Source organism: Paenibacillus psychroresistens, from assembly GCF_009728935.1.
In the GTDB taxonomy this organism is placed as follows: domain Bacteria; phylum Bacillota; class Bacilli; order Paenibacillales; family NBRC-103111; genus Paenibacillus_AC; species Paenibacillus_AC psychroresistens.
In genome coordinates, this window is sequence record NZ_CP034235.1 from 3,012,031 (window position 1) to 3,037,695 (window position 25,665).

At 32.6% G+C, this 25,665-nt stretch carries 27 protein-coding genes; 17 read left to right on the top strand and 10 right to left on the bottom strand.

Annotation, left to right across the window (positions count from 1 at the left end; translation table 11 throughout):
- Window positions 1-4 precede the first annotated feature (4 nt).
- Genes EHS13_RS13525 through EHS13_RS13535 form a run of 3 tightly spaced genes read right to left on the bottom strand, consistent with a single transcriptional unit; the run spans window position 5 to window position 2,149 of the window.
- Window positions 5-1,156, bottom strand: coding sequence for a site-specific integrase (locus EHS13_RS13525; RefSeq protein WP_155700847.1), 1,152 nt, complete (start codon window positions 1,154-1,156; stop codon window positions 5-7).
- The gene (locus EHS13_RS13530; RefSeq protein ID WP_155700848.1) at window positions 1,128-1,541 is read right to left on the bottom strand and encodes a hypothetical protein; all 414 of its coding nucleotides are present in this window, start codon (window positions 1,539-1,541) and stop codon (window positions 1,128-1,130) included. Before EHS13_RS13530 ends, EHS13_RS13525 begins: the two co-directional genes overlap by 29 nt.
- A gap of 2 nt (window positions 1,542-1,543) precedes the next feature.
- Entirely contained in the window at window positions 1,544-2,149 is a 606-nt protein-coding gene (locus EHS13_RS13535; protein ID WP_155700849.1) for an ImmA/IrrE family metallo-endopeptidase, read from the bottom strand.
- A 198-nt stretch (window positions 2,150-2,347) separates the two neighbouring features.
- Between EHS13_RS13535 and EHS13_RS13540 the strand changes: the two genes are divergently transcribed.
- A complete protein-coding gene (locus EHS13_RS13540; protein WP_162463099.1) occupies window positions 2,348-3,742 on the top strand; it encodes an MrcB family domain-containing protein in 1,395 nt (464 codons plus the stop codon).
- A 15-nt stretch (window positions 3,743-3,757) separates the two neighbouring features.
- A complete protein-coding gene (locus EHS13_RS13545; RefSeq protein WP_155700851.1) occupies window positions 3,758-4,144 on the top strand; it encodes a (deoxy)nucleoside triphosphate pyrophosphohydrolase in 387 nt (128 codons plus the stop codon).
- 50 nt (window positions 4,145-4,194) lie between these two features.
- Here the strand turns inward: EHS13_RS13545 and EHS13_RS13550 are convergent, their stop codons facing one another.
- On the bottom strand, window positions 4,195-5,061 hold the full coding sequence (locus EHS13_RS13550) for a hypothetical protein (RefSeq protein ID WP_155700852.1): 867 nt from the start codon (window positions 5,059-5,061) through the stop codon (window positions 4,195-4,197).
- A gap of 32 nt (window positions 5,062-5,093) precedes the next feature.
- Window positions 5,094-5,600 carry a BglII/BstYI family type II restriction endonuclease gene (locus EHS13_RS13555; protein WP_155700853.1) on the bottom strand — a complete coding sequence of 169 codons (507 nt, stop codon included), beginning with the start codon at window positions 5,598-5,600 and terminating at the stop codon, window positions 5,094-5,096.
- A gap of 214 nt (window positions 5,601-5,814) precedes the next feature.
- Between EHS13_RS13555 and EHS13_RS13560 the strand changes: the two genes are divergently transcribed.
- From EHS13_RS13560 to EHS13_RS13575, 4 genes are read left to right on the top strand one after another with little or no spacing between them, the layout of a single operon-like run.
- On the top strand, window positions 5,815-6,702 hold the full coding sequence (locus tag EHS13_RS13560) for an HNH endonuclease (protein WP_162463100.1): 888 nt from the start codon (window positions 5,815-5,817) through the stop codon (window positions 6,700-6,702).
- A 17-nt stretch (window positions 6,703-6,719) separates the two neighbouring features.
- Window positions 6,720-9,968, top strand: a complete 3,249-nt coding sequence (hsdR, locus tag EHS13_RS13565; protein ID WP_227013929.1) for a type I restriction-modification system endonuclease — start codon at window positions 6,720-6,722, stop codon at window positions 9,966-9,968.
- A gap of 3 nt (window positions 9,969-9,971) precedes the next feature.
- Window positions 9,972-11,396, top strand: a complete 1,425-nt coding sequence (locus EHS13_RS13570) for a class I SAM-dependent DNA methyltransferase (protein WP_155700855.1) — start codon at window positions 9,972-9,974, stop codon at window positions 11,394-11,396.
- Window positions 11,393-12,907, top strand: a complete 1,515-nt coding sequence (locus EHS13_RS13575) for a restriction endonuclease subunit S (RefSeq protein WP_155700856.1) — start codon at window positions 11,393-11,395, stop codon at window positions 12,905-12,907. Before EHS13_RS13570 ends, EHS13_RS13575 begins: the two co-directional genes overlap by 4 nt.
- A gap of 20 nt (window positions 12,908-12,927) precedes the next feature.
- On the opposite strand, the gene EHS13_RS13580 is transcribed toward EHS13_RS13575, so the two are convergent.
- The 3 genes from EHS13_RS13580 to EHS13_RS13590 form a co-directional block, all read right to left on the bottom strand.
- Complete coding sequence (locus EHS13_RS13580; RefSeq protein WP_155700857.1) at window positions 12,928-13,500, bottom strand: hypothetical protein; 573 nt, start codon at window positions 13,498-13,500, stop codon at window positions 12,928-12,930.
- A 105-nt stretch (window positions 13,501-13,605) separates the two neighbouring features.
- Entirely contained in the window at window positions 13,606-14,184 is a 579-nt protein-coding gene (locus EHS13_RS13585; protein ID WP_162463101.1) for a hypothetical protein, read from the bottom strand.
- A 137-nt stretch (window positions 14,185-14,321) separates the two neighbouring features.
- Window positions 14,322-15,116: a DUF695 domain-containing protein gene (locus tag EHS13_RS13590; protein ID WP_155700859.1), complete on the bottom strand. Its 795-nt coding sequence runs from the start codon at window positions 15,114-15,116 to the stop codon at window positions 14,322-14,324.
- Window positions 15,117-15,459: 343 nt separating this feature from the next.
- On the opposite strand from EHS13_RS13590, the gene EHS13_RS13595 reads away from it, so the two are divergent.
- Window positions 15,460-16,293: a hypothetical protein gene (locus EHS13_RS13595; protein WP_155700860.1), complete on the top strand. Its 834-nt coding sequence runs from the start codon at window positions 15,460-15,462 to the stop codon at window positions 16,291-16,293.
- 31 nt (window positions 16,294-16,324) lie between these two features.
- Here EHS13_RS13595 and EHS13_RS13600 read toward each other — a convergent pair whose 3' ends face one another.
- On the bottom strand, window positions 16,325-18,826 hold the full coding sequence (locus EHS13_RS13600; protein WP_155700861.1) for a hypothetical protein: 2,502 nt from the start codon (window positions 18,824-18,826) through the stop codon (window positions 16,325-16,327).
- A gap of 189 nt (window positions 18,827-19,015) precedes the next feature.
- On the opposite strand from EHS13_RS13600, the gene EHS13_RS13605 reads away from it, so the two are divergent.
- On the top strand, window positions 19,016-22,501 hold the full coding sequence (locus tag EHS13_RS13605) for an SIR2 family protein (RefSeq protein ID WP_155700862.1): 3,486 nt from the start codon (window positions 19,016-19,018) through the stop codon (window positions 22,499-22,501).
- A gap of 57 nt (window positions 22,502-22,558) precedes the next feature.
- On the opposite strand, the gene EHS13_RS13610 is transcribed toward EHS13_RS13605, so the two are convergent.
- A complete protein-coding gene (locus EHS13_RS13610) occupies window positions 22,559-22,927 on the bottom strand; it encodes a helix-turn-helix domain-containing protein (protein ID WP_155700863.1) in 369 nt (122 codons plus the stop codon).
- Window positions 22,928-23,073: 146 nt separating this feature from the next.
- Between EHS13_RS13610 and EHS13_RS13615 the strand changes: the two genes are divergently transcribed.
- From EHS13_RS13615 to EHS13_RS13645, 9 genes are all read left to right on the top strand, one after another.
- Window positions 23,074-23,331, top strand: coding sequence for a helix-turn-helix transcriptional regulator (locus EHS13_RS13615; protein WP_155700864.1), 258 nt, complete (start codon window positions 23,074-23,076; stop codon window positions 23,329-23,331).
- Window positions 23,332-23,625, top strand: coding sequence for a helix-turn-helix transcriptional regulator (locus EHS13_RS13620; protein WP_155700865.1), 294 nt, complete (start codon window positions 23,332-23,334; stop codon window positions 23,623-23,625).
- Window positions 23,626-23,639: 14 nt separating this feature from the next.
- A complete protein-coding gene (locus tag EHS13_RS13625; RefSeq protein ID WP_155700866.1) occupies window positions 23,640-23,888 on the top strand; it encodes a hypothetical protein in 249 nt (82 codons plus the stop codon).
- Window position 23,889: 1 nt separating this feature from the next.
- Window positions 23,890-24,162, top strand: coding sequence for a hypothetical protein (locus tag EHS13_RS13630; protein WP_155700867.1), 273 nt, complete (start codon window positions 23,890-23,892; stop codon window positions 24,160-24,162).
- Window positions 24,163-24,337: 175 nt separating this feature from the next.
- Complete coding sequence (locus tag EHS13_RS13635; RefSeq protein WP_227014023.1) at window positions 24,338-24,838, top strand: helix-turn-helix transcriptional regulator; 501 nt, start codon at window positions 24,338-24,340, stop codon at window positions 24,836-24,838.
- Between the two features lie 10 nt (window positions 24,839-24,848).
- Complete coding sequence (locus tag EHS13_RS37180; RefSeq protein ID WP_264373584.1) at window positions 24,849-24,983, top strand: hypothetical protein; 135 nt, start codon at window positions 24,849-24,851, stop codon at window positions 24,981-24,983.
- On the top strand, window positions 24,959-25,255 hold the full coding sequence (locus tag EHS13_RS13640) for a hypothetical protein (RefSeq protein ID WP_155700869.1): 297 nt from the start codon (window positions 24,959-24,961) through the stop codon (window positions 25,253-25,255). Before EHS13_RS37180 ends, EHS13_RS13640 begins: the two co-directional genes overlap by 25 nt.
- Window positions 25,252-25,386, top strand: a complete 135-nt coding sequence (locus EHS13_RS37185; RefSeq protein WP_264373585.1) for a hypothetical protein — start codon at window positions 25,252-25,254, stop codon at window positions 25,384-25,386. The genes EHS13_RS13640 and EHS13_RS37185 overlap by 4 nt, the downstream gene beginning before the upstream one ends.
- Window positions 25,387-25,409: 23 nt before the next feature.
- Window positions 25,410-25,658, top strand: a complete 249-nt coding sequence (locus EHS13_RS13645; protein WP_155700870.1) for an AbrB/MazE/SpoVT family DNA-binding domain-containing protein — start codon at window positions 25,410-25,412, stop codon at window positions 25,656-25,658.
- Window positions 25,659-25,665 lie beyond the last annotated feature (7 nt).

Below are 25,665 nucleotides of genomic sequence, written 5' to 3' on the forward strand. Positions count from 1 at the left end.
AAAACTATTTATCCACAGGTTCAGCGCGCTTTTTCCGAGCTTCTTCGATACGATCTTCAATCCGATTAACTGCATCCTGTTGCATATTCGGAAGAAGATGAGAATACCTATGGTTGAACATTTGGGGGCTCATGCCCATACGTTCTGCGGCAACTTTAGGATTTATATCGATACTAAGAAGAAAAGATGCATATGTATGACGCAAATCATGAAAGCGTATTTTATCTAGTTGAGCTTTTCGTGTTAGTACATTGAATGCTTCAGTTATTCGCTTTGGAATTATTCTACCTCCATACTCATAGCAGCAAACTAAATCATGATTTTCATATTCCTTACCATACTTTAGTTTTAAGTTATCCACTTGTTTTTTTCTTGCTTTAAGGTCATCGATTAAATATCGATCCAGCACAACGGGCCGGTTTGAGTTATCGGTTTTAGCTGAGGGTTGAATGATTACTCCCGTTCGGATCCAATTAAGAGTTTGATTAATCGTGAGTGTTCCTTTAACTAAATCAATATCTTTCCATCGTAATCCCAAGATTTCTCCCCGACGCATACCTGTATAAACCCCCAATGAAAAGACAATAAAATGCACATGACCTTCAGAGGATTCAATAAATTTATTCCATTCTTCAAATGTCCAGAACTTCATTTCTTTTTTCTCTACTTTTGGAGTCTTTACTTTGTCCATAATATTTGTGAGTAGTAAGTCATAATCTGTATAAGCTAATCTCAATGCCCTTCTCAGTATGCCGTGTATATTCCTCACATAGTCTGAAGAGTATTTTAGTCTTAGTTTTGCATAGAATTTTTTAATGATTAATGGAGTGAGTTTTTGTAATTTTGTACTACCTATCTCAGGAATAATTCGAGCTTCAATAACCGTTTTTTCTGTGTCATATGAAGTAGGTTTGAAGTTTGGTTTTGCATGGATTTCGAGATACATATTTAAATAGGTGGTCACAGTCATATTAGAATCTTCAATAAATAATCCTGAATTAATTCTAGTTATCTCAGCGGCACAAGCAGCTTCAGCTTCTCCTTCTAATCTGAAGCCACCTTTCTTTTTTTGACGTCGCTTACCGGTTAAAGGTTCATAAGGTATATCAATTATATAGCTCCAAGTCTTACCTCGTTGAAAGACATGCCCTCTCATTGCTAGATTCCTCCCACTTATAATAACTTCGAATATTCATCTGCAGCACTTCTTCAATATCGGACATTCGGATTACCAACTGTTCAATATCAGTACAGATGAATTCTACATCAATATCATTATTTGATTTCTGGCTTTCAAAACGACTGCGAATAGAAGACAAAGATATACCTACGCTATCTTGCTCATTCCAATTTCGAATAAGGTCCTCAATTTGTACGGTGAGGTATAACTGGTTAGAATCAAAATCATTTGTTGTAAACTGTTCAAATGGAGTACTTAGCGAGATGTAGAAACGCTCTAATTGCCATTCTATTAGATTAATGGGCACAATCATCCAGACGGGCGATAACCCGCCCTCAAATTCATCATAATATACTTTCAATATTAAGCCTCCAATTGTAACTTATGTTTGATTTGTCTATAAAGCTGGTTGAGAATTCGTTTGGTTTCTTCGGTGTATTCAGGAGGTTTACTAGTACGTCGACGGCTGGCTCGGTATAACTCATCTTGCTGCTCCCTGAGGATACGTTGATTTATTTGCTCCAACCGACGAATAATAAACTGCTCGGAAAGGCGAAATTCTTCGGCTAGCACTTTTGTATGTACCGGTCCTTGGATGTTCTTAAATTCTTCTAACATGTACGCAGGCATTGCAGCGTAAAGCTGAAATATAGAAGCCTGGATTTCTTGTAGTTCAATAAATGAGGTAGGCATTTTATTTTGATTACCTTCATGCCGAATAGGGTGGCAGAGCTCATGAAAAAACATTTCTCGTTTCGTTTCTTCCCGGTGGTAACCGTTGATAAATATGACGCAGAATTCGTCATCCCATTGAACGTGCGATGGTCCTTTAGAAGTCATTACAGTGGTGTTGAAAATGGAGGCGATTTTTTCGATGTCCAAGTCTGAGGCGTAGTGAATTCCATTTTGTTGATATTGCAGAGTGATCCATTGTTCTAGGTCAGTTGGTTTATATAAATTAAGCTGCATGTGTGACCCCCTAAAAATGAGTAACCCAAGTATAGCAAATGTCGAACAAATGTTCTAGTATTAAATGTTTAACAATCAATACATTGTCATTATTTCATTTCCATTCATTAAAAAACGTTCATTTTTTATTTGCTAATATGCAAATTGCATGTTAATATAAAAATTATTAAATGACAATTTTAAGTGAGGGTGATTAAAGTGGCTGACTTTTTTCTAAGTGATAAACTGAAAGCTTTGCGATTACAACACGGAAAAACACAGATGGAGGTATCCCAGGCTATAGGGATTAGTTATTCAACCCTGTCGCGAGTTGAGAGTGAAGGCCGTTCAGTAGATAGTGATATTTTAATTAAAATTGCAGCTTATTATAAAGTTTCTATCGATGAGCTGCTAGGACTTAAACTTGCACAAGAGATTGAGCTGAAAGAAGCTTTACAAAACAATAGCAAAATCCGGGAAGAATTTGAATTTGTTTTAAGCAACTATAACAGAGCAAGTAAAGAAACTTTTAAAGATCATGTAATTGGGGATTTCATACGTAATAGAATAACTAGAACGCTTAAAGAAGAAGCGTTGTTGAGTCCAAATACGTATAAACTAACAGGTTCTATAGGACAGGGTCAATGGGCAGAGGTTCCTTGGATTTCTGTTTTCTTAAAGAACGTCACTTTAAGTGCGCAAAAAGGGTATTATATTGTCTTTTTGTTCAAAGCTGATATGAGTGGGTTTTATATTAGTTTGAATCAAGGCTGGACTTATTATAAAGATAAATACGGAATCAAATTAGGGAGAGAGAAAATACAAAAAGTAGTAAATATGCTGAGAGAAGAAATACTTCATAACATACCAAATGAGCTTTCGACTGAAACAATTGATTTGAAAGCACGTGGAGATTTAGGTATTGGTTATGAAAACGGGCATATCTGCGGTAAATATTATGCAGCAGATAGTTTACCGAGTTCAGAAATCTTAATTCAAGATTTAAAGCAACTCTTGCTCGTATACGATGAGATCCAATATTTGATTAGTAACAGAACAGTCGAACAGTTTAATGACTTTCTACTTTTTAAGGAGGATAAGCAGTTTTTAGAAGATAGTGAACAAGAATCTGATTTCCAAGAGACAGTGCAAGAGACCATTGCAGAAGAAATCAAAACAGTTGAACAAAGTTTAGAAAAGGAGGAAAATTCAGAGGATAGACGAGAACCTTTAATTGATACGGGAGGGGCAGAAAGATGGCCGAGAGATGCAAAGAAAGCAGCACAGTCTTTATTTAAAGCTAAGTATCAATGTGCTTTTGATAATTCTCATCATTCTTTTATTTCTAAGATAACCCGTAAATCATATATGGAAGCTCATCACCTTATTCCTATGGGGCTTCAGAGAAACTTTAAAAAAATGTTAGACAAATCTGGAAATATCGTTTCGTTATGTCCGAACTGTCATCGTCTTATTCATCATGGGATAGATAGTGATAGGCTAGATATGTTAAGAAAATTATTTTATGAACGTCGCGATAAGCTGGAGAGATTAGGATTAGAGATCACATTTTCTAATTTGTGCGAGGCATATGGAATTGTACCGGAAATGTAATAAAGGGGATACAACATGAAACAAATTGATGTGGTTGCTGCAGTAATCCTAAATGAACAGAACGAAGTGTTATGTGCGCTGCGCTCTGTAACAATGTCTTTACCTGGGCTATGGGAATTTCCGGGCGGTAAAATAGAGCAGGGTGAGGATCCACATACAGCGCTAATACGGGAAGTAAAAGAAGAGCTTAGGTGCGTTATAGAAGTAGGGGAAAAGATTACGGAGACAGTTCATGAATATCCAGCAATCAAGGTTAGGCTTATTTCATACTTTGCAAAGGTTATTAGCGGAATTCCACAAGTAACGGAACATGAAAGTCTGGTATATCAAAAGAAAAATGAATTGCTTCTACTTGAATGGGCACCAGCTGACATTCCAACCGTTCAGATATTAATAGGATAGGCTTACAAAAAAACGACAACTACATGATTGTCGTTTTTTAGTACCCTGTATTAATATATATCTATGTTAAAATATTTACTTTCTAAGGTGTTCTTAGGCTTTGTAATCTCTGTTTCTTCATTTGATTTTTGAGATTCTTTAATAAATTCTTGCAGCTCTTTTTTATCCCTATCATAGATGTAAAGTTTATTTGAAAGTAACTCACTTGACTCGTCGCCTAAAACAATAAGATTCTTCTCTATTGCGTGTAGCACATATAACTTTTTATCAATGGGTGCTGGGAGATTAATTATAAATGAAGTAGCTTTTTTTGAGCTTAGATAAAACGAATTGAAAATTCCACGTAAAGTGAAGAAATAGAAACCAGAAAAAAGAGTAGGGATTATTATTTGTGGTATCAGAGAGATAATATTAGACGTATTTAATGGAGTTGGAGGTTTGAATAATACAAAATCTAAAAATAAGAATGAAAAATATGCTGAATACATGTTTATATATGTCAAAGATTTTAAATATATATTAGGTTCTTTCTTCTTGATTTTTTTGAAAACCAAATCATATATTGGATGTAAAATCATTATTAGCCCTATTGATAAATAAGTAATTAGGAATACTAGAAGAATAATAAGAACGGAATTGTAAACAAAGTGTTGAGAGTTTGATATTTTAATTGATTGAGCTGAAAAGAACCCCCAGCAGGCAACGAAAATGTTGAAAAATAGCAAATAGATAGTTAATTGCATACCTCTATTCCACATTTTCTGATCTTTAGTTAAAAATAATACATCGAATTTTGATCGATTCAATATAATTGAAACTTTTTTAATGATAAATATGCTTGTAGGTATGATAGCAATAATTTGGAGTAAAAAAGAATTATTTTTAAAAAGTGCCTTTAAATACAATAATATTTCCATAAGAATCTCCTATATCAAACAGTGGATTTATATTACAAATCAATTCCAATTACATAAACAGGCACCTGTATAGCGCTTTTAAAATGGGGCAGATATTTAACAACCTTTTCAAAATTCAATGAACCTTCCCAGTTTTGATTATGCTGGGTCGTCATTTTCTTTTGAAAGTTTTTTGTCGTGACTATGTATACACCTAAGTCGATCTTATTTAATGCGGAATAGGATGCAACTTGAAATTTAAGTAGGTCAATGCCCATGAAAGATGCGTGTCCGAATCCCACTTCAATCCCAATTCGTTCTTTCAGAAAATCCATCTTTGCTGCTGGAGAATCAGGTTCATCGAATACAGAAGGCTGGCTCTTCCAACCTTTTTCTAAGAAATTATTCAATAAAACTTTATTAAAATTAGGCCGTGTAAGAGTAGGAATATCAATATTAGAATGCAAAAGAATCTGGTCTATTTCTTGCTTCAATGTAAATTTACTATTTATTATTTGCTCAGCAAATCGGTAAGAAAAATATTCAAGACGCAGTTTCATATATGTATTCCTCTCATAATTGCAATGGTCTAAATTACATAGGAAAATTATACCACCAACTTATCGATAATTGTCACATTATTTCCATATTTAATTTCGATTCCTAAAATTCCCCTGAATTAACAAGGGAACTGGGACTTTTTGTCGAATTCATTTATGAAGGTAATTTCAAATAAAATTACATAATTACATAAAGAATATGAGGGATACATCTATGAATTACTTTATTGTGTTCCAAGGGCAAAGCTACACAGACGCTCGTTCAGGTGGTTATCTATGGGCTCCTACTAAAAATGAACAAAGCCAAACTTTTCACTACTGGACTTCGATGACAAAAGTTCTTAAAGGGGATTTAATATTTAATAGTGTTGGTGGTCTGTTATTGGATTTAATTACTGCTACTGAAGATAATAAGGAGCAAGAAAAGCCAATAAACTTTGATAGAAATGAATCGTGGAGAAATCATGGTTGGTATGTAAAGGCGGATTATATTAGAGTTAATAATCCAATTAGGTATATTGATTATAAAGATGATATTAGCAAATTGCAGGCTCAAATTCATGCACCTTTCAATATAAATGGTGGAGGCAACCAAGGGTATTTGTACGAAATCTCAGAGCAATTTGCTGATTTCTTATTAGGCCTAATAGGTCATTCGCGACCAGATGAAGTGGATATAATACAACAAATTGAAAATGAACTGCCTCCTGATTTAGATACCACTGAAAAAGAACGAATTGTGAAAACTAGAATCGGACAAGGTATTTTTAAAACTAAACTATTAAAGTTCGGATGTAATTGTAAACTTTGTCCCATTAACAACATAGATTTTCTTACTGCAAGTCATACAAAGCCTTGGAAAGATTCTAATAATCATGAAAGATTAGACGAATATAATGGTTTTTTACTCTGCCCAGCTCATAATACACTGTTTGATAGAGGCTATATTAGTTTTAACGATGATGGAAGAATCATGGTTTCTAAATTTCTTGATGATCAAAGCATAATGTTTCTCAATGTACAAGTAGATAAAGTAATAGATCTACTAGAAGGTCACAAGAAATATTTAACTCATCATAGAGAATCAGTATTTAAACAATAAGCATTTTACGGAGGCTAATGATGGGTCAAAGTAACTTTGAATTTCTTTTTACGAAATGGCCTATCCTGGCTACCATAGGGGAAACAGCAGAGAAGAATCTACATCATGATCCCAACACTACAATGATAAAGCTTCGGTTATTTGGCGAGAAAATGACTCAATTCTTATATGCTTTTGAACAATTAGCTGAACCATTTAATGCTTCGCAGGATAATAAAATAAGATACCTCAAGAGCCAAGATTTAATTTCAAGAGAGATATTTGAAATACTTGATACTTTACGAAAAAAAGGAAACAAAGCGACACATGATGCATTTGATTCAAAACAAGAAGCCGAAACACTTCTATCATTGTCTTTTCAATTAGGAGTCTGGTTTATGCAGACTTATGGAGATTGGGACTTTGAACCGAAGGAGTTTACAATACCGCAGGAAACAAAATCTTCTGAAGTACTAAAAGCTGAATTGGACAGTTTAACACATTCCTATGAAAGTAAGCTTTCTCAGCTCGAAGCAGAGCTTGCTGCACTTAGTGCAGTTCATACTCCGGATGAAGTGTTGAAAGCCCGGAGAACGCAATCTCGTAAAGCTGCAGCTTCTATTTCTCTTAATGAAGCAGAGACGCGCAAACTAATTGATGACCAATTAATGAAGGCTGGCTGGATAGTAGATTCTGTAGCCATTAAATACTCAAAAGGATCGCGCCCGGTAAAAGGGAAAAACATGGCGATATCCGAATGGCCTTTACAGAAAAATTACTCTGCTGATTATGCTTTATTTGTTGGTTTGAAATTTATTGGGTTTATCGAGGCAAAACGTAAGAAAAAAGATGTATATTCAGATTTAGAACAAGCAAAAGAGTATGGCCGATTAATTACTCCAAAGGCAAATGAAGAATTAGTAGGACAGTGGGGTGATTATTCAATCCCCTTTGTATTTGCAACGAATGGAAGGCCATATATCAAGCAGCATGAAATGAAGTCTGGTATTTGGTTCCAGGATTTGAGGAAGACAACAAACCTACCCAAAGCTCTCCAATCATGGTATAGTCCAGAAGGGCTTATGGAACTACTAGTCCAAGATATTGACGCAGCAACGGAGCATCTAAAAGCAGAAAACAAAGATTATTTAAAGGAATACTTAAAGCTCCGTGATTTCCAATTGGAGGCTATTAAACGAGTTGAAGAAGCTATTACCAATGGACAGAAAAGCATTCTGATAGCAATGGCGACAGGTACCGGAAAAACACGCATGTCGATTGGCTTAATTTATCGATTGATAAACTCCAAACGGTTTAAGCGAATCTTGTTTCTAGTTGATAGAAAAGCACTGGGCATCCAAGCTGCCGATTCATTTAAAGAGTCCAGACTTACCAATCAACAGACCTTTACAAACATTTTTGAGCTTCAGGAGCTGGATGATAAGAAGCCAAATCCGGAATCAAAAGTCCATATAGCAACCATTCAAAGTATAGTCGCTAGGATAGAAAATGAGGATTTAGGACTGACAGTAGATAAGTATGATTGTATAGTTGTCGATGAAGCTCATAGAGGGTATACTTTGGATCGAGTTATGACGGATACAGAATATGAATTCAGAGACCAGGCCGATTATATTAGCAAGTATATGAACGCACTCCAGTATTTTGATGCAGTAAAGATTGGTTTAACGGCCACTCCAGCTTTACATACAAAGGAGTTGTTCGGGAGTCCAGTCTTTAACTATTCTTATCGTGAAGCAGTTATAGATGGATGGTTAATCGATTTTGAACCCCCACATCAATTGACTACCAAGTTAAAAGAAAACGGGATTACATGGGAAAAGGGAAGTAAAATTGATGTCTTTAACCCTGCCACTGGTGAAGTTGAAAATATCGACGATTTACCTGATGAAGTATCTATTGAAATTGAACAGTTTAATAAATTGGTTTTGACTGAAAATTTCAATAAAACGGTTTTAGCAGAAATAGCACAATACATCGATCCAACTTCCAGGCAAAAAACATTAATCTTTGCTGCTACAGATGATCATGCTGATTTGATAGTTGATTTGCTGCGTAAAGAGTATGAAGGTCTGCTTGGTCAAATAGACGAAAAAGCAATTATGAAGATTACCGGCTCAATTAAGGAACCATTATCGACGATTAAACTATTTAAAAATGACCGCTTACCTAATATTGCAGTTACAGTTGACCTTCTTACAACGGGTATAGATGTACCTGAGATATGTAATTTAGTATTTCTGCGCAGGGTGAAATCCCGCATCCTTTATGAGCAGATGGTTGGGCGGGCTACGCGTCTTTGTCCGGAAGTGGGCAAGACTCATTTTAATATCTTTGATGCGGTAGGCATGTTCGAAGCCCTTGAACCAATTACGAATATGAAGCCAGTTGTAGTAAATCCAAAAATCAGTTTTGAAGAATTGGTGAGTGGATTAAATCAATTTGAGGATGAACAAAAGCAAAAAGAGATTATAGATATGATTATTGCGAAGCTTCAAAGAAAAAAGCAACGTCTTGATGAAAAGGGAAAAGAAAACTTTTCCTCTTTAACTGGTGACCAAAGTGTGGAAGAATATTTAAATTGGATGAAGAATGCTGCTCCTGGAGAAGTGAATCAGAGCCTACAGCAAAATAAACATTTGGTAGCCTTCTTAGATGAAAATAAATACCGGGGTAATGTTCAATTCATCTCTACCCATGAAGATGAATTTCTGAGGCATGAAAGAGGATATGGCAGCGGAAAGAAACCAGGAGATTTCTTGGATGAATTCGGTAAATTTATTGATGATAATATGAACTTGATTCCGGCATTAATATTAGTTTGTACAAGTCCTAAAGACATGACAAGGGCTGACTATAAAGAGCTTAGAACGATTTTTGATTTACATCAATTTAGTGAGAAGTATTTACAAACTGCCTGGAAAGAGACAACGAAAAAAGATATTACAGCAAGCATTATCGGGTTCATTCGGCAACGTGTTTTAGGCGATGCTTTGTTATCACACGAAGAACGAGTTAAAAGCGCAATGGGGAAAGTTTATGAAATGGAGAACTGGTCTCCAGTGCAACGAAACTGGCTTGGACGGATTGAACTTCAACTCATTGCAGAAAGGGTATTAGACCCGAACGCTCAAAGGGCTTTTGATATAGAACCATTTCGCTCTGATATTAATGGAAGTAAAGGATTGGATAAAATATTTAAAGGCATGCTTCAACCAATATTAGATAACATCAATGAATCGCTATACGAGAGGAAGAATGCTTAATTTATGAATACGAATGAAATTGTATCGAAACTATGGAATCTATGTAATGTACTCCGGGATGATGGGATTACATATCATCAGTATGTTACCGAGTTAACCTATGTACTATTTTTGAAGATGTTAGACGAAACTGAAACAGATGGACAGGTTCCAGAAGAATATAGATGGAAGAGCTTAACCTCAAAAATTGGGATGGAATTATATTCACATTACCGGACATTATTAAATGACCTTGGAAATAAAGGAACAGGATTAGTTGGGTCGATTTATGCAAATGCCTCTACTAATATCACGACGCCTGCTAATCTTGAAAAGATTATTAAGTCAATTGACGCTTTGGATTGGTATAGTGCACGGCATGAAGGTCTTGGAGATTTGTATGAGGGTCTTCTTGAGAAAAATGCAAACGAGAAAAAATCTGGCGCCGGCCAATACTTTACTCCGCGTCCATTGATTAATGTCATGGTCAAACTCTTGGATCCTCAACTAGGGGAGAAGTGCAATGACCCTGCTGCCGGAACATTCGGTTTTATGATTGCTGCAGCGCAACATGTAAAAGAAAATAATAATAGCTATTTCGGTTTAGAACCACGTGTTGTTGATTTTCAACTAGAGGAAGCTTTTTCAGGGTGCGAACTCGTACCAGAAACGCATCGGTTAGCTTTAATGAACACAATGCTGCACGGATTAAAAAGTCAGATTCTTCTTGGTGATTCTCTGTCGAGTATTGGACAACAAATGAGTAACGTGGACGTTATTTTAACAAATCCACCATTTGGAACGAAAAAAGGTGGAGAACGTCCTACACGTGATGACCTTTTATTTACAACATCTAATAAACAACTAAACTTTTTGCAACATATTTACAGAGCATTAAGTCCAAAGTCAGGTAAAGCGCGAGCAGCAGTAGTTTTGCCAGATAATGTTTTGTTTCAAGATGGAGATGGTCAACGTATTCGAACAGACTTAATGGATAAGTGCAATCTTCATACAATTTTAAGACTTCCTACAGGGATTTTTTACGCTGCAGGTGTAAAGACAAATGTATTGTTTTTTGATTTAGGCAAAGAGCTTTCAAACAATACTAAAGATGTTTGGATATATGATTTACGGACCAATATGGATAGCTTCGGAAAACGAAGCATGCTAAACGAGGGGCATTTTGATGGTTTTGTTACCGCTTATAAAGCAAAAGATCGTTTGAATGTTCAAGACGAGCGTTGGAACGTATTTACTCGTGAACAGATTAAAGCTATGAGTGACAACCTTGATCTCGGGTTGATTGCTGATGATTCTTTAAATTCATATGAAGATTTACCGGATCCAATCGAATCAGCAGAAGAATCGATTGTAAAGTTAGAGCAAGCAATTTCTTTATTAAATGAAGTTGTCCGTGAACTTAATGTAGCTAAGGGGGGACAAGTTTGAGAATAGGAATGAATATTAATGCATCACTAGAAAAGACAATGGTGGCTGATGCTGACCAGCCGTATGACATTCCTAATAACTGGTTCTGGGTTAAACTTGGTACTATTGTTGAAATTAATCCTTCAAGGAATATACCAAGTGATATCATTGATTCCACTGAAACAAGCTTTGTTCCAATGGCTTCAGTTGATGAATTAAAGGGCGAAATAGTTGTTCATGATGTACGTAAGTATGTAGAAATTAAAAAAGGTTACACTGCATTTAATGAAGATGATATTCTTTTTGCTAAAATAACTCCTTGTATGGAAAATGGTAAAGCAGCAATTGCGAAAAAATTATTAAACGGTTTTGGTTTTGGTTCTACAGAGTTTCATGTTATTAGAAGTAAACGAATAGTAAATAAAAATTTTGTTTTTCTTCTTATACGATCAGGGAGATTTAGGAAACAGGCAAAAGGTGTTATGTCTGGGGCTGTGGGTCAACAGAGAGTGCCAAAAGGTTTTTTACTAGACTATCCTTTTCCCCTTCCTCCTCTACTAGAACAAATTCGGATTGTAGAACGTGTGGAATTTCTTATTGGGAAAATTGATCAGGCTAGACAATTTATTGATGAAGTAAACGAAAAAAAAAATTCTACAATGAATGAATTATATACAAGTGCATCGTTAGGTGAAATATCAGTTCAATGGAGAAATGAAAATTCGAAAAAAAATAAAAATCCTTTTATAGCTGAAACAATTCAATATTCTGGAGTTGTTAAAAATAAAGGTGGGTTTAAGAAAAATGAATTAATTAAATCTGATTTATTTGATAAGTTACCTGAAGGATGGGCCGTTGTTTCGATTGATGAAATTGCTGCTAATAAAAAAAATGCAATAAAAGCAGGCCCATTTGGTTCTGCTCTTAAAAAGGAGTTCCATGTACAAAATGGAGAATACAAAATTTATGGTCAAGAGCAAGTAATTAAATCAGATATTACTTATGGAGATTATTTTATCACTAAGGAAAAATTTCTTGAACTTAAGTCATTTGAAATATCGAAAGGCGATATATTAATTAGTTTAGTAGGTACAATAGGTAAAATATTAGTCGTACCTGAAAATTTTGAAAAAGGTATAATAAATCCCCGATTGGTTAAATTGTCATTTAATGAATTTATTAATCCTTACTATATAGCTATATATTTTCAATCAACTATAGCTCAAGCTTTATTAAGCAATAGTTCACATGGTGGTACAATGGAAATATTAAATTTGTCAATAATTCGAAGACTTCCAATTCCATTACCTTCTCTTGATGAGCAAAATGAGATAGTTCGAATTGTTGATGTAACAGTACAAAAATTCAAAAAAGTGAATCATAATGTAGATTTGGAAAAAGAAATGAACATTTTAAGAGAATCAGTCCTCTCCAAAGCCTTCCGTGGTGAGCTAGGAACTAATGATCCAGAGGAAGAGAGTGCATTGGAACTATTGAAAGAAATACTACAAAAAGAAACGACACCGGTTTAGGGTGTCGTTTTGTATTGAAATTAGTTACTAAGAGCATTCGCAGAAGGCAGTGCTGTTCCATTTTCATACCATATTAAAGTTGGAAGCTTTGGGATTTCAACTTTTGTTTCAAATTCTATAAACAAACCATATTTATATTTTAAAGAGCTATTCAATTGATCAGTATAACATTTTAATTTTTTTTGATCAAAATCTCTTGAAGTAGGATTAGTTGTTTTTTTAACTTCTATTATTAGCAGATTATTCTCATTACCACCTCTTTTGTGTACAATAATGTCTGGATATGTTGAGAATACATATAGTTCTCCATTAAGCACAATTTTACTTCTTTTATTCAATTTTTCAGCTTCGTTTATCAACATATGAATATTTTTTAAACCATTTTCTTCATCAACATTTTTGTTGTATTCACAATCTACATCAAATCCGGAAAAACCTTCTTGTAAATACGTTCCAAGTTTATGTGTAATTGTTCGTTCATTTAAATCATTAATTAGAAAATATAAATCATTATCAAACAATTTTTTGATTGCTGCAGTTACCTTTATTTTTATTTCTTCAATTTTTAAAACTGCCGTTTGTATTTCTTCCATCTTTAAATTTCTCCTTTGTTTTAAGCATTAATATAGTTTATACCATAGTAAAACCTTTAGAACAGTAAACATAATTGTAAAAGAGGACTTATTAGGCGAGAGATTCTATAAGTTGAAATGAATTTCTTTTAAATCGTTTTTTATTGTTTTTAACTTATTTTGTTTGTTATTGATGATATCATCATGAAAAGTATTTTTCATAAAAGTAATATAGAAAAAAAATAAAACTACTAATATAGTGATAACTAATGTCAAAATTAAACCATCATTAAATCGTACAATTTCACGGGTGAATTTCCATGTGATTAATTGATTCCAAACAGGTATCAATAAAGCCAACATTAAACCATTACCAAAAATATAAGGGAGTTTCCCCTCGCTGATTTCTTCTTCGGTAAGTTTTATTAAATCTTGAATTTTTTCTTTGTCTTTTTCAATGCCTTTTAGTTTTAGATAATCACTAAGACCTTTGATTCGAATTTGATTAAAGTTTAATCCATCATATAGTTCGTTTTGTATGCGATCTCTTTCCTTTTTAGTTATTTTTGTGAAAATCCAAATTGAAATTATTAAAGTGAGTAAACTAATAATAATTCCAATGGTATTCACTGAAGTGAAATGAAAAAGGAAGTAAGCGGATACCATAAATAGAAAGAACGGCAATATCATTTTCAAAATTTTCATTTTTTTTAGAAACATTCTTCTTAGACTTAACTTTTTTTATAAAGAGATAAAAGCTCATATACCATTTCGTAACCCCGATCTGATTGATAATTTCAGGAATTGAATTTGATTCAATCTTTCCCAGATACTTATAGCATTCATTTTAACGCTAAAGTCTCCCAACCATCTAATTCCGCGTCATAATCTTCTAGTAAGTTAACTAACAAATCAGTAATATCATTTATTGAATGGAAATCTGAGAGATCAGTACGATAAAACTGCAAGTATTTTTCGTCATTATTTTTATTCTTCGAAACCATTTTCAACCCTAGATTTGTGACTTTTTTTAATAAAGATGGTTTATCTTTTGGTTCAATTATAAAACCCAAGTTAATAAGTTTCTTTATAATAGACTTTTTATCCTTTAGATTATTAATATTAATCCAGTGGTCTATTCGCCTTGGTTTTTCTAGTGGGTCTCCAGACTCCCTTAAGGAATCGACAACTTTTCGATTGCCAATATGTTGTACTTGATATTTGTTCGGATAGATATATTCAAAGTAAAACTCCCATGGACTATCTTCTTTTACAGTTGTTACTTTAAATTCATAGTCATGCTGAGAGTAGTGTTTCTTTGCCAGAGTTAAAAGTAATTCTAACGAGGGTTCTTTAAAATAAAAGAAAACATCACGATTACCATCACAAGTTATTCTACCAATGTTGTATCCCAAATCTTTAATCTCAGCAATAATTAGGTCTTCAATATCATTTAATAATTCTGCTTCATCATTAATAGGAAGGCCATTTTCAGCAGGGGACTTAACAATCGTTCTAAGGAATAACGGATGCGAATAATTATTCTTATCTATTTCTCTCCAAATATCCATATCCAAGACAACAGAGGCAAATTTGTCCTCATAATAACAAAAATATATATCCCAATGGTCTGACAAGATATCACCTCATATATTAATAAAAAATCAATAAACATATTTTACCACCTACCTAAATCTAAAGCACTACATATTTACATTTTTAGTTCTTATCACCTCTATTTCCTCTTGGGTAATAAAAGTAGAAATATTTGTAGGAATAATAGAGGGATAAACTGGCAAACGACGAATTATTACATAGGATTTCACGAAAATGCAATTAATTATACGTTGTTTGAGGAGTTAGATTAATGTTCTTCGTTCCTAAAAACTTTTCTTTTGAGTTCAATTCAATGGCATGGAGATGTTGGTGAAGTCGAAATTCGAATGCAAGAGGATGATAATGGCAAAGGGGGAAAGGAAATTGAATGATGAAGTGACTCAAATTATAAAGGATAAATATAATGAATATGCTGATAAAGTGATTAATGAAATTCAAGAACTAGGTCCTGATTGTCTTCACAGTGGTGATGACAGTGGGCTTGACGATGTATGGGAAGAATTTAAATTCCAAGTTCAAGAAGGAGAAAGTATTTTCTATGAATTCTACGAAGCAACTATTCTATCAATTTGCAGTGGGGTGCTTAAAAAATTATCTGTTAATGAATTGAAGCTACTTTGGTTGATATCAGATGGTTATTATGATTGGAATGAGGACTGGTCTCCTGGAACTAATGAGTTACTCGAGATGGTTGAGGATGAATTATATTCTATAATATATAACATTGCAGAGAGCGAGGAAGTCACTCGTAATTGTGACGATGAATATGAGAAAGATGATGATAAAAACGTAGACGACGATGAAGAGGAATTTGAAGATGAAATAGAAGCTGAAAAGGAAATAATATTTGAAGAGGGTGGTTTTAAAAATTTTTGTGATACGACAGCTAAGCTTAAATTAAATGATATTATGGATGTCATATTTAACGAATATGGTCGGGTCTCAAGAATGACAACAGGAGATAAAAAGAAAAAAGCACAGTACAAACAAGACGTATTTGTATTGTTTAAATTATATACGAGTACACAATTTCCTCCAGAAAATCTAAGGCCATTATATTTAGAAGATAGTAGGAATCTACTAATAAAGTTGTCAGAACATCTTATTGCTCTCCAAGACATCGACAAATTACTTACTGAATCCAAGGTGGACTCGGTACCAACGATCCGAATGAAGAGAGTGCCCTGGAGTTGCTGAAAGTAATATTGCAAAAAGAAACGACACCGGACTAGGGTGTCGTTTCTTTTTGAGAAACAATAGTTTTTTTTCGTGTTGTTTTTATCTTATTTGGTTTTATATTTCCCTCTAAAGTTACAGCAATCTCAGTATTTATTGTTAAAGATTGATAATCATAATTTGTCTTTATTAATTCATCATATGAACTTAGAGTATCACCTAAATCAATTCCTTGATCGTAATATTTTAAATACTGAATATAATCGTTTTTTCTATATAAATAGAACCTAGCCATTTCATAGAAATATTTTTGATGTAATTCATCTATAGCTTCAGGATGGTCACTTTCAATCAAATCAATTGAAACTAAGTAATATTCATTACCTTTTTCCTCAGAAATTTCAATAGGAATTATTGTATTCCTTAGATACCACATTCCTAATGTAGCATGTGGAAATGATCCGCAATATTGACTTTTAATACATACATTAATTATGTTGTTCGATTTTTCAAATTCATTACCTTTTTCTATTAATGAGTATGCAATATGGTTGAAAAAATCTAATATTTCTCGGGCTAAAACTGATGGTTTATTATTTAGAAAATCATCTAAATTACTAATTTCAGTAACTATGGGCTGCGTATAATCAATTAAAGCTGATTTATTATTCGCATTAACCGAAAGAGTATCATATATATCCATCGAATTATTAATATGATGCTCGAAATCTTCATAGTATTCTCTAGCATGTTCAACACCAATTAACATAATTATATCATTTGAATTTCCCTCGAAAGCACTTTTATTTATTGATGAATAAAATGGTAATGAAGTAGAAAAAACAGCATGACTAAATTCTAAATGAATATATACGTTAAAGCCTTCTAAAATGAAAGAATTGTAATGTCCAAAGTTCAGATTAAATAAAGTTTTAATTTCTCTAATAACACTGGTCAAAATTAAATTTTTTCTAATATATATAGAATTCTGGATATCACCAATTGCACTTACGTTATAAGTTTGAATATTATAATCATTTCTTAATATAACTGGATTTGAAGTTATAAGTTCCGGGAAATATTTTACAGTAAAACATTCTTGATAAACATTTAAAAAAGTATATTTGAATTCATCAAATACTTTAATTAAATCCAATTGAGTATAGATATTATCATATAAAGATTTTTCGTCCTGCCAAATTGTCCATCTTCCATTTAAATCTATATGAATATTTATAGAAAATTGGAATGAGTTATCTGATTCATATATAAAATATTTACCTTTATTGGTTATATTTTCAGTGAAATTTAATGAATAAAGTATATTTTCAAAGTCGAATTCAGCATCTAAATGAACAGCGGTCATGAAAATAATTATTTCACTATTTTGAATGTTATCTAAAAGAAATTTGGAATCGATATTGTATAACTTCGTATTGTCTAAGTCAACATTGCTTGCATCCGCATTTTTGGGATGGTTTTCTACTTCATTAAATTTAGTATTGATAGCATCCCCTGAAATTTCTTCGTCGTCGATATCTCCATTATTAGTAAATTGTTTATTTATATATTTAATAAATTTTTTAACACTAGAAATTAATAGGCTCATTTCACGGACAGATGTCTTAATTTCAAAATCGTAATCGTAATCCGCTGTTTGTCTTAACCAGTAAAGTCTCAGAGATAAAGCGTAAATTGACCACATTGTTTTAGAATGTATATCAGTTGAATTAATAATATTTTTAAAAGCATAAGCTATAGCGGCACAAACTTCTATTTCCGGAGTCCTATTTTTTTTTTCTTTAGTCAAACATTCTGTGATTTTTTTTTCAATATTATCTAATTCCACTGTGTACTCTTCATTAAATATTTCTTTATATAATATTTTTAAATAGGGTGCAATTTCTTCGTAAAAAGATGATTCATTCATTAATAACAGTGATATCAATTTAAAGGGATTAACCGAAGATTTCTTTTTTGAATTTTGTAAGCATTTAATATAATTTTCCTTATTAAGTGTAATATTTGAAAGGTCTTCAAATGTTAAACTAGGTTTATATATTTCATTAAAAAATATTTCACTTGTAAAATGGTCTACTTCATCAAAAAAAATATTTTGATCGTTGATATTCAGCTTTTCGTTTAGAAAGGTATATAGTTGACCCGTTATATATTTATGTAAAGAATAATATAGAAGACTAGCGGATGCCCGTAAATCATCAGAAAGTAAAGAAGAGGTAGATAACTCTAAATTATCCTCCGAACTCATAATATAAATTAAAGAGCGTTGGGCTACTTGTTTATATATTACTTTTCTTGTTTCTTCTATATCTTCAGTTTTCGTCATTGGAAAAAAAGAAATGCTATTACTTGTTATTTCTATAGATGTTTTTTCTACTTTATCAATCATTTTGATACAGTTAATATTTCCTTTTATAGTTGTTGTACTTTTACGAAATTGGTTTACCAGCCGAACTTTTAAAATATAATTTTTTGCGTCAATTTCGAAAATAGTAGTATTATTTCGCGTTTTAGACTTTAATAATTTGGGCATGGGAATTTCTCCTTACTTATGAACTTAGTATATTCTACCACCTCCCTAATTCTAATGCACTACATATTTACATTTTTCGCTCTTTCCCCCTCTAATTCTTCTAAGAAAATAAAAATAGAAAAATTTGTCGAAAGTGGGGAGGGGATTTATGGTAAAATTAATTAAAGCTATTATTAAAGGAGCACTTAAATGAGAATAAATCAGCAAATTATTGATGCAATTCAAAAAGATAAACTTGTTTTATTTATTGGTTCAGGATTTTCAAAGAGCTTAGGGCTTCCGGATTGGAATGGATTGGTTAGAGCTTTTTTAATTGAACTCTTAAACGAAGATTCAAGCTATCAAATATTATTAGATGGGTTGGAAAGCAAAAAATTTTTTACTGAAATAGAAATATTAGAGAAAATTAAAGATCATAAACAGCTTATATATCGAATAATGGACGATATTATTAACATTGAAAAAGATCATATGGGTAATCTTGGGTTTCACAAAAAACTAGGAGAAATTTCAAATAAAATTATTACCACAAATTACGACAAATCTTTAGAATATGCAAATAATTATAGGAAAATCATCTATGATAATGATTACCATATTGCAAATTTATCTGAAAATTATATTTTGAAATTACATGGCTGCATAGAGGATCCAGCGAAATGTATTTTATTTAAAGATGATTACGTAGAATTGTATAAAGAAAATAATTCTGCAATTGAAAGATTTAAAAATATAATAACAGATAAAACCATTTTATTTATTGGATTCAGTTTCTCAGATCCATTTGTAAGGCAGCAATTTGAATACATTCAAAAAGTATACAAAGGGCTATCTGGTAATCATTTCATAATTACAACTGAAGATGTAGATTTTAATGCGTACGGCATCCAACCTCTTAAGATTGATAACTGGGGGCAAGCTTTTGATGATTTGCTAACTAGTTTAATTGAAATAAAAGGACCTAAACTGCAGTTAAGTGTTTCAATGGAAAGATTAACACCTGAAGTAATTGCCAAAAATTATTTAGAACAAAAAAACAATATTGCGATATTGTTACCTTCACCTGTTGATAAAGAAGTTCACTATAATTTTATTGATATAAATAAAGAATTTAGTAGGTTACAAGTAAATGTGGATTGTTTTTATTTGACACAATTAAATCTAAGGGACCTTGATGGATATGATTATGTATTTATTTTCTCGAATGCTTATCAAGAGAAAATATTAATTGAAGATAAATATTTGAAGAGTAAATATAAACAATTAAGGGATATTGAACAAGACATAGCAATTACCGGTATTAAATGTATTTTTATCATACTTGATAAAGAAATAAACATCGATATAGCAGATTTTTCATTACCCATTATAATTTTATGGGAAAATGAAATAAGTAATATCTTATTTAAATTATTTAAAAAGACAACATATGAAAGTTTGAATAATTCGAAGATCATTAATAGTGAAAAAATAGAAATAAGCATGATTGAGAAGGGTGTTGCTGTAATTAATGAATATGTAGGTCCGAAAATTTCTATTGATGATAGTATTGACCCCAAAAAATTAATTAATTTTGTAGGCAGAATGACTGATATAGAAGATATAATTCAAAAGATAATTGATATTAATAATAATATTTTAACAATAAAAGGTTCGGGTGGTATTGGGAAAACTACTACTTTAAAGAAAGCTGTTTATGAGTTATATAAAAGAAGATATTTCTGTGATGGTTATTATTTTATAGATTGCGAATTTATTTTAGATTTTAATACTTTTGAATATAAAGTATCTCAATGTTTTGGAATAGATAGTTCAATTAATCTTAAAGATCATATTCTACAAAATGAAATGAAACTTGATATGCTAATAATGTTTGATAATTTTGAGACAATGTTATATATAATCGAAGTTGATAAAATTAAAGATTTGATAACATTCATTTGTGAATACGCAACATTAGTTATTACATCTAGAGAGTGGGTAGGATTTGAATTTGAAAAACGCCATGAGCTAAGAGCTTTTACTTCAGATGAAGCATATAATTTGTTTCGGAAGTATTATCATTCATCTATAAACGAAGAAAATATTAAAATTCTTAAAGAAGAGATACTTGATAATTTATTAAATAATAACCCGCTAGCAATTAAGATTATTGCACAAAATTTGCCTAAAACAAAAGACATGATTCAGTTAAAGAATGAATTAGACTTAGATTTTTTTAATATAACAGCATCTGGATACGATGATATATTTAATAATCATGGAGATAAAAACATAGAAAGATCGAAGTCACTTTTTCAATCAATTTACTATTCGTATAACAAACTAACCAATAGAGAAAAACTACTCTTCGAAATATTGGCTCTATTCCCAGATGGTATACACATGCAAAATTTGAAAACGTTTTTTTTGAAAGATGAGTATAAATTAAATATTAATAAAGTAACAGATCGAGAAATAACTTCTTTAGAAAACAAGTCTTTGATTGAAATTAATAGAGGATTTATTAAATTACAATCAATTCTTGGCAGATTTGCAGAATATCAATTTAATACAAGATCGGAAAAAGAAAAGGAATACTATTATGAACTTTCTTTTAATTATATTTCACATATTATCGATTCAATAAAAAGACTAACAAAATTACAACGATCAGATGGACACAGGGTTTTTGATATGAATTCGAAGAACATAATGAAATGTTTTGAGTATATCACAAGTTTTGAAGGTGATAAAAATAAAAAAATTGATTTTTTAATGGAAATTGATTTTTTTTCAGTTGAAAGAACATTCAATCATTATAAAAAGTTGAATGGTCTAAAAAGTTATTTTAGTGAAATACCTTATGCCGAAAGCTTAATTGAAATTTATGTGTTAAAACATCAATTTTATAGTGGTGATTTCAAGAGAATGTATAACAAACTTATTAATGTATTTCCTTTAAATAAACTTGGAAATTACTTCGTTGATGATAATGTTATTTCATCAAATTTTGTGAGCTCTGTATTAAATGTCTATATGTATAGTGATACATTTCAAGCATTAAAGTTAATCATTAAATTTGATTTTTTTGATAATATGGCATTGACTATATTATTCGAATTAGGCTATTATAAATTACTTAATTCATCAAAAATGAAAGAATTAAACTTTTTTTATTTTGAAGTCGTGTATAATTCAGGAGAAATAAATGTAGCTGCTTTAGATATATATATTAATCAATTATATGAAACTGAATTTATAGAAATTATGCAAACACATTATATTAAAGCAAAATTAGGGAAAACAAATAAGAAAATAGTAACTAAATTAGTTGCAACAAATCCATATACTTTAGGTCTTAAGGATTTGATGTTAGCATTTTTTGAGGATGATAAGATTAAAGCAATTAATTTATATGAAAAAGCTATCTCAGAATTAGAACACATTAAATATTACTATGTTGAGGCAATTTACTTTTATACCAAGTTCTTATTTATGACTAATTTAGAAGGATTTAATAAATGGTACAACGATGGGAATGAACTTGCTGAGAAATATCAATATATGTACCTAATTTATAAATTCAAAGTTTTGATTAATAATGAAAATGAAATATATAATGAAGATCTATATAAATCAAAAAATAATATTGAAATTGATGAATATATCGAACATTTAAAACAAAGAATTTAAGTAACAACTCCACCACTAATTATATGCGACAATTAACGACACCTTTCTTTGGTGTCGTTAATTGTTTTTCTCCGCATTCCTTTTTGCCTTCAGAGCCCTAAACATCTCCAGGCTTTCCTCTAAATGCTGCGCTTCTTCCTCAGTCAAATCATTTTTCGCTCCGCCAAAGTATGCGATATTTATTTCTTCTTTCGAATCACTTACTTTTTTATCTTCTAATAAATCTGCTCTTCCCATTAAATAATCAACTCTAACATTAAAAAAATCAGCAAGTTGATGGATTCTTTCTTTTCTAGGTAAGCTATCTGAGGTTTCTAAACGTCTAATAGTAGATTCCGGGATATCCAATAGATGTGAAAGCTGCTCCTGAGTGATGCCTTTTGAACTTCTTAATCGCTTTATTCGTTCTCCAAAAGATGCTTCGATAACGGTTCACCCCTTTCTTAAAGTGTAATATAAATTGTTCATAAAATAAACGTTCAAATAACGAACAAATCTCTTGACATGTTCATAAAATGAACGTATAGTAATAACAAAGATGTTAATAAAACAAGAGAAATGAGGTGTTATTTATGGGGATTAATCAATTACTACCCCAAGTGAACTTAGTTAAAGCTAGAGAATGTATTGGTTGGACACAAGAGGAACTTGCAAAAAACTCATCAGTTTCGCGGTCATTAATCGCAAATATCGAAAGAGGGTATGCAACACCCTCTCTTGAGAAAGCGAATAGAATTGCAACTGCTCTTGGTAGTTCTGTAAATGAAGTTTTCATTTTTTTTGAAATAAATGTTCATAATTCGAACGTTGCAACAAAGGAGGTGATCTAATTGAAAACACCCACAACACTACCTGATGCTCTTCGACTCGCAGCCGATCTTGCAGAACATAATGCACAGCTTGAGCAAGCGTTAACTGAATTAAGAATGAACAATGAATACCCGGAAATACTTCGGCCTGTACACATGGAGAAATTATTCAATATCGGTAAATCGACAATCAGTGAATGGACTCGTGACCCTGACTTCCCAGTTATGAACAAGAATCGCAGGAAGGGCGAGGCAATTTATGTTTTAAAGTCTGATTTGTATCAATGGCTTAGAACAAGGAAAGTAGCAAATTGAAGGAGGTGATTACTTTGTCATCAGTCGAACAAGTTGAAGTGATTGAGCAAGTCGATGATTTGGATGCTCGTATTTTAGAAACAAGTCGCAAGCAACTCATCGAAGAAAATAAAATAATTATGAATGAGGATGGTTCTTTTACCCTTACTGAGAAAGGTAAAGAGATTGTCCAGAAAGAGCTCCAACGATATGAATCCCGTCCTAACATGGCAATTTTGATTCAAATGTATATTCTGCAAATGTATGATGTGTCGGTGTACTAAGATGTTTGCCTGGAAGAATCGCTTCGCTTGTCTTGTTCGAATTGTTGTCACGATGAAGTGTTTAAGCTTGGATGTAGATTCTGCAATTGATAGAGCAATTTTTAAGGTTGATCTTGATGGATATTGTTATTGCTTTCATCCTGAATTATTAAGTGAACTAGAACGATCTAGATTGCGAAGTCAGGCAGAGACCTACTTTATCGGAAAGAAGATTCCTACAATTCATTTGACACCTGTCACTCTAGAGCAACTTAAAGTGAAAGTGAATAAATGAGGAAATACCCGCTAGCACGGATCCAGCGCCAGCGGTTGAGGGGAAAGGGGATCAACCAGAAGCTTACTACATCATTGTAAATCAACCCTTTGTCACAAAGATACTACTGCAATGTGTCGTTTTCATCATAATGGGCATGCAGATGTGCAACGAAGGGAGGTGAGAGAATTTGAGTATGGGACAGGCTATATTGGCTTACCGAAAAAGGCAAAATATGACGCAGCAAGATTTTGCGCAAGCGATACCCATGGATCGATCGGTTATTGCTCGAATAGAGAGCGGGGATAGAAAGGCTGCAAAAGTTGTTATGAAGCGAGTGTCCACTTGCTACGACGATCCACAACTTATGCTGGCTGCTCAGGAGGAAGTAACTGATGGAGCATGCACACCTTGGCTTGATGGTGCTGATCTTCACAAATCTACGGTTCAATTGAAAACAGAAGAGGAGCTCAGCGAAGCACAAGCAGCAATGCGGTTGGTACCTATCACGAAGCGTAAGGACCAATTAACAGAAGTAGATATGATTGCAATCAAGTCTGCCATTATGGAATGCATCGAGGCAATTACAGCACTAACTCATTACGTAGCCGTACTTTGTAAGGAGTTTGCATTTAGTTGGTTGGCACTATGGAAGGAACATCGTAGGGAATTGAAAGTGAAGAAATATATGAAATGAGGTGGTTTGAATGTCAGAGGATCTATTGGAGCGACTAGGTAATTATTTTACACATTTCAATGTAATGGATCGTTACGGCATTACTTTTGAACAATTCGTTGAAAAATGGAGGTCAGGTACATGGGACGCTTATCTAGCAGCATAGAGTACGACTTCAGAGCTGCACGAGAGAGACAGCAGGAATATATCAAAATGTACCGGCTTCAAAAGCGGCTCGGGCATATGAATCCTGAATTAGAAATTGAATTTATGGCCTTGATTGATGAGATAGAAATTGAGATTGCTGAGGCTCATCAGCCGGTAAATGCAAGAATGACCACTGCTAGTAACAGTGATCATTCGGTAACGCCTATTGGAAATATTATTAATCTAATCGTACCACAGTGGGATTTTGAGAGCAAGGAGGAAGTTCAGTGAAATTAAAACCATGGAAACAAGAATTGATGTGGGTTCAACGGAATGATAGGGATGTTATTATCAACACGAGTGAAAAACCGCCACAAACTGGTGACATTATCCCCACTGTACCAAATTTAGTTAAAAAATAAAAAATGATGAGGAGTATTTATACATGAAAGCTACTGGTGTTGTAAGGAAGCTAGATGAATTGGGACGTATTACTTTACCTATTGAACTTCGTAGGTCTTTAGGAATTGGTGAGAAGGATGCTTTAGAAATTTTTGTTGATAGTGATCGAATCATGCTTAAGAAGTATGCACCGGGGTGCAACTTCTGTGGATCGATTGAGCAAATTGAATCTACGAAAAACGGTAAATTACTTTGTGGTACCTGCATTACGGAAATTAAAGCAATTGAGTAATTAAAAC